Genomic DNA, 13,982 nt, shown 5'->3' on the forward strand with positions numbered 1-13,982 from the left:
CGATGACGTTTTTGGAATTTCCGCCGTCGTTTCCAAGCGCAGAGCGGGGCCATCGCGGCGGTATGCTCCACCCTATGAACAATTATGGAGCCCCCTATGAGTCCTTCTGAACTGCATCAAGACGCCATCGTCATCGACGGCCTGATCATCGCCAAGTGGAACCGCGAGCTTCTCGAGGACATGCGCCGCGGGGGCTTGACCGCAGCCAACTGCACCGTCTCGGTGTGGGAAGGGTTCAAGGCCACCGTCGACAACATCGTCGCCTCCAACCAGCTGATGGCCGAGTGCAGCGACCTGGTGCGCCCGGTGCGCACCACGGCCGACATCACCCGCGCCAAGGAAGAGGGCAAGACCGGCATCATCTTCGGCTTCCAGAACGCCCACGCCTTCGAAGACCAGATCGGCTACGTCGAGATCTTCAAGCAGCTCGGCGTGGGCATCGTGCAGATGTGCTACAACACCCAGAACCTGGTCGGCACCGGCTGTTACGAGCGCGATGGCGGTCTTTCCGGCTTCGGGCGCGAGATCGTCGCCGAGATGAACCGGGTGGGGATGCTGTGTGACCTCTCCCACGTCGGCGCCAAGACCTCCGAGGAGGTCATCCTCGAGTCCAAAAAGCCGGTGTGCTACTCCCACTGCCTGCCGTCGGGGCTCAAGGAGCACCCGCGCAACAAGTCCGACAAGGAGCTCAAGTTCATCGCCGACCACGGCGGCTTTGTCGGCGTGACCATGTTCACCCCGTTTCTCAAGAAAGGGGTCGACTCCACCATCGACGACTACGTCGAGGCCATCGAGTACATCATGAACATCGTCGGCGAGGATGCCATCGGCATTGGCACCGACTTCACTCAGGGCCACGACCAGAACTTCTTCGAGTGGCTGACCCACGACAAGGGCTACGCCCGCCGTCTGACCAACTTCGGCAAGATCATCAACCCCGAAGGCATCCGCACCATCGGCGAGTTCCCCAACCTGACCGAGGCGCTGCTGCGGCGCGGCATGAGCGAGCAGCAGGTCAGAAAGATCATGGGCGAGAACTGGGTGCGCACCCTGAAGGATGTCTGGGGCGAATGAATGACGCTCGCCCCGGCCCCGTGGGCGAACACGCGAGAACAACGATAAGTGGAAGGAATGAAACCGTGACCAAGATGACTCCCGAACTTCCGATCGAAGTCGACAGCGAGACCGGCGTCTGGACGACCGATGCGCTGCCGATGCTGTACGTGCCGCGCCACTTCTTCGTCAACAACCACATGGCCGTCGAAGATGCCCTGGGGCCGGCGAAGTACGCCGAGATCCTCTACCACGCCGGCTACAAGAGCGCCTGGCACTGGTGCGAGAAGGAGGCCGAGTTGCACGGCCTCGAAGGCGAGGAAGTGTTCGAGCACTACATGAAGCGGCTTTCACAGCGCGGCTGGGGGGTGTTCATCACCGAAGAGATCGACCTCGACGCCGGCACCGCCCGGGTGCGCCTGGAGCATAGCGCCTTCGTCTACCAGATAGGCAAGGTGAACCGCAAGATCGAGTACATGTTCACCGGCTGGTTCGCCGGCGCCATGGACCAGATCCTGAGCGCGCGGGGCAGCTCGCGGCGCACGGTGGCAAAGCAGACCCAAAGCGGTGCCGAAGAGGGCCATGATCACGGCCTGTTCGTCGTCACGCCCCTGAACTGAGGATCGCGCCATGGCATTCGAGGCACTGTTCAAGCCGATCCAGATCGGCAAGCAGACGATTCGTAACCGCGTGGTGAGCACGGCGCATGCCGAGGTGTACGCCACCGACGGCGGCATGACCACCGAGCGCTACGTCAAGTACTACGAGGAGAAAGCCAAGGGGGGCTGCGGGCTGTGCATCTGCGGCGGCTCGTCGATTGTCTCGATCGACAGCCCCCAGGGCTGGTGGAGCTCGGTGAATCTTTCCACCGACCGCATCATCCCCCACTTCCAGAACCTGGCGGATGCCGTGCACAAGCACGGTGGCAAGATCATGATCCAGATCACCCACATGGGGCGGCGCTCGCGTTGGGACGGCTACGACTGGTCGACGCTGCTCTCGCCCTCCGGCATCCGCGAGCCGGTCCACCGCTCGACCTGCAAGACCATCGAGGTCGAGGAGATCTGGCGCATCATCAAAGACTTCGCCCAGGCCGCGCGCCGGGCGAAGGAAGGCGGTCTCGACGGCGTCGAGCTCTCCGCCGTGCACCAGCACCTGATCGACCAGTTCTGGAGCCCGCGGGTCAACAAGCGCACCGACGAATGGGGCGGCAGCTTCGAGAACCGCATGCGCTTCGGCATGGAAGTGCTCAAGGCGGTGCGCGCCGAGGTCGGCGACGACTTCGTGGTGGGCATGCGCATCACCGGCGACGAGTTCCACCCGGACGGCCTCGACCACGAGGAAATGAAGCGCATCGCCGCCTACTATGACGCCACCGGCAAGGTCGACTACTTCGGCGTGGTGGGCTCGGGCTGCGATACCCACAACACCCTGGCCAACGTCATTCCCAACATGTCCTACCCGCCGGAGCCGTTTCTGCACCTGGCAGCGGGTATCAAGGAAGTGGTCAGCGTGCCGGTCATTCACGCCCAGAACATCAAGGACCCCAACCAGGCCCAGCGGATTCTGGAAGGCGGCTACGTGGACCTGGTCGGCATGACCCGTGCCCACATCGCCGACCCCCACATCATCGCCAAGATCAAGAACAACCAGGTCGACCAGATCAAGCAGTGCGTGGGTGCCAACTACTGCATCGACCGCCAGTACCAGGGCCTGGATGTGCTGTGCATCCAGAACGCCGCGACCTCCCGGGAGTACATGGGGCTTCCGCATATCATCGAGAAGAGCGACGGGCCCAAGCGCAAGGTGGTCATCGTCGGCGGTGGCCCTGCGGGCATGGAGGCGGCCAGGGTGTGCGCCGAGCGTGGCCACGACGTCACGCTGTTCGAAGCCAAGGAGCAGATCGGCGGGCAGATCACCATCGCCTCCAAGGCGCCTCAGCGCGACCAGATCGCGGGCATCACTCGCTGGTACCAGCTCGAACTCGCGCGCCTGAACGTCGACCTGCGTCTGGGCACCAGGGCGGACGAAGCGACCATTACTGACCTGCGTCCAAACGTGGTGATCCTCGCCACCGGCGGCCAGCCGTTTCTCTCCCAGGTACCCGAGTGGGGCTATGACGCCGAGTCCGACAAGAGCCTGGTCGTCAGCACCTGGGACATCCTCGAGGGCCGCGTCGCGCCCGGCAATAACGTGCTGGTCTTCGACACCATCTGTGAGTTTTCCGGTGTCTCGGCGGCGGACTTCCTGGCGGACAAGGGTGCCAAGGTCGAGATCGTCACCGACGACATCAAGCCCGGTGCGGCGGTGGGCGGCACCACCTTCCCGACCTACTACCGAAGCCTCTACGAGAAGGAGGTCATCATGACCTCGGATCTCGCCCTGCATAAGGTGTATCGCGAAGGCGACTCCCTGGTCGCGGTGCTCGAGAACGAGTACACGGGTGCCCTGGAGGAGCGCGTGGTCGACCAGGTCGTGGTCGAGAACGGCGTGCGCCCGGACGAAACCCTCTATTACGCGCTCAAGGAGCAGTCGCGCAACAAGGGCCAGATGGACCTGGAAGCGCTCTATGCGATCGCGCCCCAGCCCTGCCTGCAAGAGAGCGGCGACGGCTTCGCACTGTTCCGCCTGGGGGATTGCACCGCGCCACGCAACACGCATGCGGCCATCTATGATGCGCTGCGGTTGTGCAAGGACTTCTGACACAATAACGCTGTAAGCCGACCGCCGCGGGCCCTTTGGCCCGCGGCAAAGTCCTTACGGTGTCTCCGAGAGGAGAGACGCCATGCTCGATACGCTTCTACCCGTTCTGCTGTTCACCGCGCTCGCGCTCGCCGCCCTCGGCGCGGTGCGCCGCGTGCGCCTGTGGCGCCAGGGCCGGTCCTCGTCCGTGCCCGTGCTCAAGGGGCTCTTGCGGGTGCCCCGGCGCTATCTGGTCGACCTGCACCACGTCGTCGAACGCGACAAGTACATCTCCCACACCCACGTCGCCACCGCCGGCGGCTTCGTGCTGGCGGCTTTGCTTGCCATCGTGGTTCACGGCTTTGGCCTGCAAAGCGCGATGCTCGGCTGGGTGCTGCTGGCAGCGACCACCAGCATGTTCATCGGCAGCCTGCTGGTCGCCAAGCGCCGCCGCCCGCCGCCCTCGCGGCTCTCCAAGGGCCCGTGGATGCGCCTGCCGAAAAGCCTGATGGCGTTCTCGATCGGCATGTTCGTGGTCACGCTGCCCACCGCCGGCATTCTGCCGGAGGGCGTTTTCCAGCAAGGACTGGGGTGGATCGCGGCACTCGTGCTCGCGGCGATCATCGTCTGGGGCCTGGGCGAGATGTTCTTCGGCATGACCTGGGGCGGGCCGATGAAGCACGCCTTCGCCGGTGCCCTGCACCTGGCCTGGCACCGCCGCCCGGAGCGCTTCTCGGATAAAACCGGCGGTGAGCACCGCTCGACCGGTCTGAAAGCGCTCAGACTCGATGAGCCCGACGCCAAGCTCGGCGTCGAGACGCCTGCGGACTTCACCTGGAACCAGCTGCTCGGCTTCGATGCCTGCGTGCAGTGCGGGCGCTGCGAGGCGATGTGCCCGGCATTTGCCGCCGGCCAGCCGCTCAACCCGAAAAAGCTGATTCAGGACATGGTCGTCGGCATGGCCGGCGGCAGCGATGCCAGATACTACGGCTCGCCCTACCCCGGCAAGCCGGTGGGCGAGCACGCGGGCTCACCCTTCGGGCCGATCGTCGCCCGCGAAGGCACCTCACTCGTGGATGCCGAGACGCTCTGGTCCTGCACCACGTGCCGCGCCTGCGTCGAGGAGTGCCCGATGATGATCGAGCATGTCGACGCCATCGTCGACATGCGCCGCTTTCTGACCCTGGAGCACGGCAACACCCCCAACAAGGGCGCCGAGGTGCTCGACAACCTGATCGCCACCGACAACCCCGGCGGCTTCGACCCCGGCTCGCGCCTGCACTGGGCGGCGGATTTGAACCTGCCGCTGATGGCGGACAAGAAAGAGGCCGACGTGCTCTTGTGGCTCGGCGACGGCGTGTTCGACATGCGCAACCAGCGCACCCTGCGCGCCTTCATCAGCGTGATGCGCGCGGCAGGCGTCGACTTCGCCGTGCTGGGTAATGAGGAGCGCGACAGCGGCGACGTGGCGCGGCGCCTGGGCGACGAGGCCACCTTTCAGACGCTGGCCCGCCGCAACATCAAGACGCTTGCTCAATACCGCTTCTCGCGCATCGTGACCTGCGACCCGCACAGTTTCCACGTGCTCAAGAACGAGTACGGCGAGCTGGGCACCAGCGAGACTCCGGCGACCTATCACGTGCAGCACCACAGTACCTACATCAGCGAACTGGTCAGCGCCAACAAGCTCAGCTTCAAGGCGTGGAAAGGCGGCAGCGTCACCTACCACGACCCGTGCTATCTGGGCCGTTACAACGGCGAGTACGAGGCACCGCGCGACGTGTTGAAGGCACTCGGTATCGAGATCAAGGAAATGGCTCGCTCCGGCTACCGCTCGCGCTGCTGCGGCGGTGGCGGCGGCGCGCCGATCACCGATATTCCCGGCAAGCAGCGGATTCCTGATATGCGCATGGAAGACGTGCGCGACACCGGCGCGGACCTGGTCGCCGTGGGCTGCCCGCAGTGTACCGCCATGCTCGAAGGCGTGGTGGAGCCGCGCGCCGAGATCAAGGACATCGCCGAGCTGGTCGCCGACGCGCTGGTCATCGACGCCCCCGTCGGGAAAGCCGACTCGACCCGGGCCGCCCCCGCCCTCGCGCTGGAGGAAACCTCATGAGCGACATTCTGCGCCGCGATCCCCGCAAGGAGTGGGTCGCCCGTAACCGCCTGCACCCTCAGCACCTGAGCGTGATGGCCGAACTCGGCGGCGGTGCAAAAGCCACCGAGTGGATGGGCCCCAACGGCGTGATGCGCCGCGACCCGCGCGCGGTCGGCTTCCTCGGCCCGAGCGGCATACGCCGTATCGATAGAAGCGGCGTCCAGCAGGCCGCTCAGGCCCCGGCGCACAGCGCGGCGACCAAGGATACCCGCCAGAACGTCACCATCGACGCCCCGGCCTTCATCGTGGCCGTGGTGCCGGACATGTCCGGCGGACGCCTGTCGGCCCACGACCGTGATCTGCTGGGCCTGGCCCGCCAGCTCGCCGACGCCGACCCGGCAAGCCCGGGCGCGGTGCTGGCGGTGGTGTTCGGCGAGCACAAGGAGAGCGCCTTCGGTGAGGCCGGCATCGACCGCCTCCTGCACCTGGAGGACGAGCGCCTCGCAGGCTACACGCCGGAGCGCAGGGTGGCGGTGCTGCAGAGCGTGGAGCGCGAGCTCGACCCGCGCTTCTGGCTGCTGCCCGACTCGGTCATCGGCGGCGGCGAGCTCGGCCGGCGCCTGGCGGCGCGCCTGGGCGAGCGCCCGGCGACACAGGTCTGGCAGGTGGAAGCCGACGCCCAAAGTGCGACGGGCTGGCGCGCCACCGCCCGGGCCGGAGCGGGCCGCCAGGACGTGCAGCGCGCTCTGCCGCGCGTCGTGCTGGCGCTGGCGGAGTGTGCCGATCCGGTCAGCGAGACACGCCACGCCGCCGAAGCCATTACCCTTGCCCAGCCGAGCCTGGACGTGCTCGGGCGCATCGAGGACCTGGGCGAGGTAGCGGTGGACCCGGCCGGCGTGTCGCTTGCCGAGGCCGAGTTCATCCTCTCCGCCGGCAACGGCGTCAAGGATTGGGACGGCTATCATCACGCCGCCGAGGTGCTCGGCGCGACCAAGGGCGCCTCGCGCGTGGCGGTGGACGACGGCTTCATGCCGCGTGATCGCCAGGTCGGCGCCACCGGCACCTGGGTCTGTGCCAAGGTGTACGTGGCAGTGGGCATTTCCGGCGCCATCCAGCACCTTCAGGGTATCCAGAGCTGCGAGAAGGTGGTGGCCATCAACCTCGACCCGGGCTGCGACATGGCCAAGCGGGCCGATCTGACCGTGATCGGCGATGCCAGCGCCGTGCTCGCTGCCCTGGTGGCGCGCGTCGAGCAATACCGTCTTGAACAGCAGGAGAACCGCGATGCCGCATGATGCCAACGCACGGGCGAATGCCGGACTGAACGTGGCCGTTCTGGTGTCCGTCGGCCGCCATCCACTCACCGCGGGCACGCGCCGCGCCGACCAGGATGCTCGGGCGGTGGAGATGGCGCTGACGCTCGAGAACGCCGCGATCAGCCTGCTTCACGCAGGCCCCGCCGATCCCGAGCGCCAGCAGGCGCTGCGCGGCTACCTGGGCATGGGGCTCGACACACTCGACCTGCTCGAGCAGAGCGCCGACGCCGACGTGATCTCGGTGCTGGAGGAGGAGGTTCGCCACCGCGCGCCTCAATTGATTCTGACCGGCAGCCGCGCCGAGGCCGGCGAGGCGTCCGGCGCGCTGCCGTTTCTGCTCGCCGAGGCGCTGGGCTGGCCGATCGTCACCAGCCTGGCGGCGGTGGAAAAGGTGGAGAACGGCACGGCGGTGATGCTCCAGGCGCTGCCGCGCGGCAAGCGTCGACGCCTGCGCGTTCGCCTGCCGGCGCTGGCCACGGTGGATGCCAGCGCCCCGCCCGCCCGCCAGAGCGCCTTCGGCCCGGCCCGGCGCGGCAAGTTCGAGCACCAGACGCGGCCGAGCGAGGTGGACGAACCCTTGAGCGGCTGGCAGTTCCAGGAGGCGCGCAAGCGTCCCAAACGCCTCAAGATCGTCAAGGCGTCCTCGGCGCGGGATCGCTTCAAGGCCGCCGCCGCCAAGGCGGAAGGCGGCGGCGGGCAGACGCTTGCTGACGTCACCCCCGAACAGGGCGCCGAGGCGATCTTCAAGCTGCTCAAGGAGGAAGGCGTGCTGCGCTAGGGCACCTGCTGGCCAACAGCCCGACCCGCCCATGTGGCGGGTCGTTGCGTTGAGCGGTCTAACGCACGATACCGGGGTAGAGCCGCAAACGCTGGCGCTCCAGATGCAGCCCGCGCCAGGCGTGCAGCACCAGCACCGCGATCACGATCGCGCCGCCGACGAGCGTCGAGACGCCCGGCTGCTCACCCAGAAGCCACCACACCCAGAGCGTGCCCAGCGCCGTCTCCACGAGATAGAAAAGCGCCACCTCGGTGGAGGGCAGGTAGCGGGTCGCGGTGTTGATCAACACGGTGGCCAGAGGCATCTGCACGAGCCCCATCAGCGCCAGGGTCGCGAAGCGCGGCGCATCCAGCGCCAGGGGGGCGGCCAAAGGCAGCGCGATGGCCGCCGACAGCAGCCCGCCGCCAGCGATCACGCTGACGCGATCGATGCGGGGATAGCGGCGCAGCAGGGTCAGATTGGCGCCGATGGCGGCGGCGGCGGCGAGCGCGTAGAGGTTGCCCTCCAGCATGCCGAGTGCCCCCTTGCCCAGAAAGACCAGACTCATGCCGAACGTGCAGAGCACGATGGCCACGAGCGTGCGAAGCGCAACCTGCTCGCCGAGAAACAGCCGCGACAAAAGCGCTGCGAACATGGGGGCGGTGCTCAGGATGACCACCACGTTGGCCACGCTTGCCTTCATCACCGCCAGCACGAACAGTGCCGACGTCAGCCCCAGCATCATCGCCGAGCCCAGCGAGGCCACGGGATGCAGGCGTACCAGCCTCAACCGCCGGCGGCTGGCGGCGACCGCCCCCAGCACACAGAACATCAGGAAACCGCGCCAGAAGACGATCGTCCAGCCGTCGGTATCCGCCAGACGGATCAACAGCCCGTCGAAGCTGAGAAACACCACGCCGAGCAGCACGATCACCAGACCGCGTTGGTAAGTACTGAGCTGCATGTATTGACTCCTGATCGATGAACGCAAGACACCCGCCAGCGGGCGGGTAACCAAGCATACCAGCCAAACGCGAAGGGGCGCCTTCCAGAGCATCCCTGCGCTGTCACGATCATTCCCAGCTCATCGGGCCAGGCCAGGCACCGCGCTGAGCTCGCGCCACTCCCGTTGCAGCCCCAGAAAGAGGCTTGCGCACATCAATAGCAGCACCAAGGTGAAGGGCAAGCCCGTGGCCACCGCTCCGGCCTGCAGGGCGCCGAGCGCGGCACTGCCGCCGCCGTAGAGCAAAGCGCCCGCGATCACGCCTTCGAGCGCGGCCCAGAACACTCGCTGGCCCTTCGGCGCGTCGGTCTTGCCGCCGGCGGTGATGCTGTCGATCACCAAGGAGCCGGAGTCGGATGAGGTGATGAAGAACACCAGCACCAGCACGATGGCGAGCGTGGAGGTGATACCGGTCAGCGGCAGCTGCTCGAGCATGTGGAACATGGCAAGCGAGACGTCCGAAATACCATTGGAGAGCTCGCCTATGCCGTTTTCGGTCTGGAACAGCGCCGCACCGCCGAAGGCGCTCATCCATACCAGCGTGACCAGCGTCGGTACCAGCAGGACCGCGACCAGGAATTCACGCACCGTGCGCCCCCTGGAGACCCGGGCGATGAACATGCCGACGAAGGGTGACCAGGAGATCCACCAGGCCCAGTAGAAGATGGTCCAGCCGTGGTACCAGGTATCGTCGTCGCGGCCGATCCAGTTCGACAGCGGCAACAGGTGGCTGGCGTAATCCATCGCCGTGGTGCCGATGCCGGCCAGAATCAGCAGCGACGGCCCGGCGGCGATCACGAAGATCAGGAGGATGGCGGCGAGCACCATATTGATGTTCGAAAACAGCTTCACCCCGCCGTCGAGCCCGCGCCAGACCGAGATCAGCGCGATCACCGTCACCACCACGATGATGGCGAGCTGGGTGCCGATGGTATTGGGCGTATCGAACAGGTAGGCCATGCCGCTGGCCGCCTGGGTGGCGCCAAGGCCAAGCGAGGTGGCAAGGCCGAAGATGGTCGCCAACACCGCCAGGATATCGATGATGTGCCCCGCCCAGCCGCGGGTGCGCTCGCCAAGGACCGGGTAGAACGCCGAGCGCAGCGTCAGCGGCAGCCCCCGGTTGTAGGCGAAGAACGAAAGCGACAGCCCGACCACCGCGTAGATCGCCCAGGGGTGGAGCCCCCAGTGGAACATGGTCGCGCCCATCGCGGCACTCGCGCCCTCCGGCGTGTTGGCCGGCGTATTCAGAGGCGTGCCGTACCAGTCGGTGTAGTAGGCCACCGGCTCCGCCACGCTCCAGAACATAAGCCCGATGCCCATGCCCGCCGCGAACAGCATCGCGAACCAGGAGGTGCGCGAGTACTCGGGCCGGGCATCACTGCCCCCCAGCCGGATCCGGCCCATCGGCAGGCAGATCAGCACCAGACAGAAGACCACGAACACGTTGCCCGCGATCATGAACAGCCAGTCGAAGTGCTCGATCGACCAGTTCTTGGCTAGGTTCAGCTGGGTGTTGGCCGCGTCCGGGTAGACCAGCGCGTAGAGAATGAACAGCAAGATAGCGAGTGCAGAGAGGGGGAAAACGGGGTTATGAAAATCCAGCCCCATGACCTGCTTGTTATCCTGGCCCGGGGTCAGGATAGGATCCTCGTGGTCCATAGGTTGTCCTCGTTGTTTTTTTAGACGCGACGTGCCGAAAGAACGGACACGGCCTCTGAAATTCTTAGGCGAGTCGTGTCGCGGCAGTTGCTTGAAACCGACACCCGCATAGCTATCGCCGCGTCGATGGGCGTATCGTCACGCGGTTATGGATACACTGAGCGCTTCTGGATCCACACGAGAGAGGATGCCGTCATGATGATCGTCGAACTGGTCGATGGAGACGATTTTCGCGCCGGGCTGCGCGGGCTGGGTATCGAGATCGCGGAGGGGGCAACGCCGGACGAGTGCGCTTGCCGCGCCTTGGAAGCCCACCGCGCGCGCCCGGTCGAAGGGCTCGAAGCGTACCTTCGCGAGCTCGACCGCCAGGATGTGGTGCTGCCCGAGGTTCGCCAGGCGATCGCCCGGCATCTGGGCGGCGTGATTCCAGCCTGAAAATGCCGCCGCCCCGGCGAGCGAATCGACGGGGCGGCGGCCCGGGAGCGGCGAACTACCCCTGGGAGGAGGCCAGGGAGAGCGACACGCCCTCGCCTTCGAGGTTTTGCAGCATGCGCTCGGCGTACCAGTCGATGAAGTCGATCACGCCGAACTCGTAGGTTTTGGAGTACGGCCCCGGCTGGTAGGCCTTGGAGTTGATGCCGCGCTGGTTCTCCTCGGCCAGGCGACGGTCCTGGTCGTTGGTGGCGTCCCACACCAGGCGCATGTTCTCGGTGTCGTAATCCACACCTTCCACCGCATCCTTGTGCACCAGCCACTTGGTGGTCACCACGGTCTGCTGCGGGCCCAGCGGCAGCACCCGGAACACGATGGCGTGATCGCCCATGAAGTGGTTCCAGGAGTTGGGCAGGTGAAGAATGCGCAGCGACCCCATGTCCGGGCTGGTCAGCCGGCCCATCAGCTTGTTGCAGGCGGGCTTGCCGTCCATGGTCATGGAGACCACGCCATCGAGCAGCGGCGTGCGGGTCACGCGGTTGCGCTTGCCGAAGCGCTTGAGCTGCCACGGCACCTGCTCGCCGTTCCAATCCGACTGCTTGCGCGCGACCAGGTCCTTGTACTTGTCGGTAGCGCGCGGATCCTCGGTGTCGTCGAACTCCATCAGCGAGTTCAGAAGCTCCGGATGCGAGCCGTTGCAGTGATAGCACTCGCGGTTGTTCTCGATCACCAGCTTCCAGTTCGCCTGCTCGACGATGCTCGACTCCACCGCGACCTTGACGTTGTCCATCTGGTAGGGCTCGAGGTAGTGCTCGAGCGTGACCAGAAAGTCGTCGATGGCCGGCGGGTTGTCGGCGAGGTTGATGAACATGAAGCCGCCGGCGGTGCGCACGTGCACCGGCTTCAGGCCGAACTGGTTGAGATCGAAGTCGGTGCCCATGTCGCTGCCGGCGAACAAGAGCCGTCCGTCGAGCTCGTAGGTCCACTGGTGGTAGGGGCAGACGAGCTTGGCGACCTTGCCCTTGCCGGTGGTGCAGAGCCGTGACCCGCGGTGGCGGCAGACGTTGTGGAAGGCGTGGATCTGGCCTTCGCCACCGCGCACGATCACCACCGGGTTGTCACCGATCTCCAGGGTCATGAAGTTGCCCTTGGCCGGGATCTCGCAGCTCATGCCGGCGAACAGCCACTCCTTCTCGAAGATCTCTTCCATGTCCAGCGCGAACAGCCGCGCATCGTTGTAGAACGGCTGCGGCAGGGAGTAGGTGCGCGCCCGGGACTGGAGCATCTGAAGCGTCTCTTCACGCATGGCGGCCAGGGGATCGTTGCAGGGGTAGTCCGACGTCTTGTTCATACCAGATATCCTTTTAAACCCGCCCTCCCGAGACGAGACGGCGACACAGTCAGTGACCAAACGAGATTGTCTTGTCATCGATTTGCATGACCTGGCGACTGGCAGGCGCGCAGCGCGTGCTTGTAGTGGATGGATTGTGGTCCAGGGGGGGCGCCCTCAATTGTCTACCGGCGACACCGGATAACGCATCGACGACGCAAGAAGGGATTTGCGCGCCGCAGGAGGTGGCGCAAGACAAGCGCGTGTCGCTGACAGGTAAGTCGCCGCCATAGCGCGTACCCAGAATGCAGGTAACGGTGCTGGACCGACCAGGCAAGCGGCGGACCGGTGAGGGCAACGCGAGCACGGCCATAAAAGAGACAACGATGACCACGAACTTCTTCAACCCCGTCACGACCCAGACCTGGACCAACGGCCGCCACCACGTGCGTTGCGTCAAGGTGATCCAGGAGACCTGGGACGTTCGCACTTTCTGCTTCATGGCGGAGCAGCCGGTGATGTTCTTCTTCAAGCCGGGCCAGTTCGTGACCCTGGAGCTCGAGATAGACGGCCAGCCAATGATGCGCTCCTACACCATCTCGAGCTCGCCCTCGATCCCATACAGCTTCTCGATCACGGTCAAGCAGGTCCCCGGCGGCCAGGTCTCCAACTGGCTGCACGCCAACCTGAAGGTGGGTGACGAGCTGGTGGTTCACGGCCCGGTGGGCAACTTCAACTCCATCGACTTTCCCGCCGAGAAGGTGCTGTTTCTCTCCGGGGGCGTGGGCATCACGCCCTTGATGTCGATGACGCGCTGGTTCTTCGACACCAATGCAAGCGTCGACGTCGAGTTCATCCACAGCGCCCGGGCGCCGCGCGACGTCATCTACCACCGCGAACTCGTGCACATGTTCTCGCGCATCCCCGAGTTCAAGCTGCACATCGTCTGCGAGAAGAAGGACGACATCGGCGAGGCCTGGGCAGGCTATCGCGGCTTTCTGACCCAGCCCATGCTCGAGATGATGGCCCCGGACTTCCTCGAGCGGGAAATCTTCTGCTGTGGCCCGGTGCCCTACATGAACGCCATCAAGGCGATCCTCAAGGCCAACGGCTTCAACATGGATCACTACCATGAAGAGCTGTTCGGGGCGACGCCGGTGGAGGTGCGTGAGGACGTGCTGGAGCTGGCCGAGCAGGCCGAAGTGGAGGCGGAGCTCGCCGAGCCCGAAGAGCTGCTCAACATCGAGTTCGCCCAGTCGAACAAGAGCGTGCGCATCCAGGCTGGCGAAACCGTGCACGCCGCGGCCGCCAAACTCGGTCTGCACATTCCCAAGGCCTGCGGCATGGGCATCTGCGGCACCTGCCGGGTGGCGCTGAAATCCGGCGAAGTGGAAATGGAGCACAACGGCGGCATCACCGACGAGGATATCGAAGAGGGCTACATCCTGACCTGCTGCAGCCGGCCCAAGAGTAGCCTGGTGGTCGATTTCTAGACATTGACCGGACCGGCCTTTCGAGCGGATACCGCCACGCGGTATCCGCTTTTTCGTGTCGCATTTCCGGCCCCTCTTTCAACCCCGGACTCTTTCAAACCCGGACGCTGTCCGAAAACGCGTCAACGCAGCGAAAAAACGCCCGGGGCGAAAGCCCTG

11 protein-coding genes are annotated in these 13,982 nt (G+C 65.6%); 8 read left to right on the forward strand and 3 right to left on the reverse strand.

The window, feature by feature from the left end:
- Positions 1 to 96: 96 nt before the first annotated feature.
- The 6 genes from GEV37_RS09740 (at position 97) to etfB (ending at position 7,927) form a co-directional block, all read left to right on the forward strand.
- Positions 97 to 1,074: a dipeptidase gene (locus GEV37_RS09740; RefSeq protein ID WP_227390040.1), complete on the forward strand. Its 978-nt coding sequence runs from the start codon at positions 97 to 99 to the stop codon at positions 1,072 to 1,074.
- Positions 1,075 to 1,139: 65 nt separating this feature from the next.
- Complete coding sequence (locus GEV37_RS09745) at positions 1,140 to 1,673, forward strand: DUF5943 domain-containing protein (protein ID WP_227390041.1); 534 nt, start codon at positions 1,140 to 1,142, stop codon at positions 1,671 to 1,673.
- 10 nt (positions 1,674 to 1,683) lie between these two features.
- Complete coding sequence (dgcA, locus tag GEV37_RS09750; protein ID WP_227390042.1) at positions 1,684 to 3,756, forward strand: dimethylglycine demethylation protein DgcA; 2,073 nt, start codon at positions 1,684 to 1,686, stop codon at positions 3,754 to 3,756.
- 82 nt (positions 3,757 to 3,838) lie between these two features.
- The gene (locus tag GEV37_RS09755; protein WP_227390043.1) at positions 3,839 to 5,851 is read left to right on the forward strand and encodes a (Fe-S)-binding protein; all 2,013 of its coding nucleotides are present in this window, start codon (positions 3,839 to 3,841) and stop codon (positions 5,849 to 5,851) included.
- Positions 5,848 to 7,128 carry an electron transfer flavoprotein subunit alpha gene (etfA, locus tag GEV37_RS09760; protein WP_227390044.1) on the forward strand — a complete coding sequence of 427 codons (1,281 nt, stop codon included), beginning with the start codon at positions 5,848 to 5,850 and terminating at the stop codon, positions 7,126 to 7,128. Before GEV37_RS09755 ends, etfA begins: the two co-directional genes overlap by 4 nt.
- Positions 7,118 to 7,927 (forward strand): electron transfer flavoprotein subunit beta, encoded by an 810-nt coding sequence (gene etfB, locus GEV37_RS09765; protein ID WP_227390045.1) that lies wholly within the window; start codon positions 7,118 to 7,120, stop codon positions 7,925 to 7,927. The genes etfA and etfB overlap by 11 nt, the downstream gene beginning before the upstream one ends.
- 58 nt (positions 7,928 to 7,985) lie before the next feature.
- On the opposite strand, the gene GEV37_RS09770 is transcribed toward etfB, so the two are convergent.
- Both GEV37_RS09770 and GEV37_RS09775 read right to left on the reverse strand, forming a co-directional pair.
- Positions 7,986 to 8,870, reverse strand: a complete 885-nt coding sequence (locus GEV37_RS09770; protein WP_227390046.1) for a DMT family transporter — start codon at positions 8,868 to 8,870, stop codon at positions 7,986 to 7,988.
- Positions 8,871 to 8,990: 120 nt separating this feature from the next.
- Positions 8,991 to 10,568: a BCCT family transporter gene (locus GEV37_RS09775; RefSeq protein WP_227390047.1), complete on the reverse strand. Its 1,578-nt coding sequence runs from the start codon at positions 10,566 to 10,568 to the stop codon at positions 8,991 to 8,993.
- A 195-nt stretch (positions 10,569 to 10,763) separates the two neighbouring features.
- Between GEV37_RS09775 and GEV37_RS09780 the strand changes: the two genes are divergently transcribed.
- Positions 10,764 to 11,003, forward strand: coding sequence for a hypothetical protein (locus GEV37_RS09780; RefSeq protein WP_227390048.1), 240 nt, complete (start codon positions 10,764 to 10,766; stop codon positions 11,001 to 11,003).
- 55 nt (positions 11,004 to 11,058) lie between these two features.
- On the opposite strand, the gene GEV37_RS09785 is transcribed toward GEV37_RS09780, so the two are convergent.
- Positions 11,059 to 12,351 carry an aromatic ring-hydroxylating oxygenase subunit alpha gene (locus GEV37_RS09785; protein ID WP_227390049.1) on the reverse strand — a complete coding sequence of 431 codons (1,293 nt, stop codon included), beginning with the start codon at positions 12,349 to 12,351 and terminating at the stop codon, positions 11,059 to 11,061.
- A gap of 365 nt (positions 12,352 to 12,716) precedes the next feature.
- Between GEV37_RS09785 and GEV37_RS09790 the strand changes: the two genes are divergently transcribed.
- Positions 12,717 to 13,823: an FAD-binding oxidoreductase gene (locus tag GEV37_RS09790; protein ID WP_227390050.1), complete on the forward strand. Its 1,107-nt coding sequence runs from the start codon at positions 12,717 to 12,719 to the stop codon at positions 13,821 to 13,823.
- The last annotated feature ends 159 nt before the right edge of the window (positions 13,824 to 13,982 follow it).

The sequence above is a fragment of the Vreelandella malpeensis genome, from assembly GCF_020622355.1.
In the GTDB taxonomy this organism is placed as follows: Bacteria; Pseudomonadota; Gammaproteobacteria; order Pseudomonadales; family Halomonadaceae; genus Vreelandella; species Vreelandella malpeensis.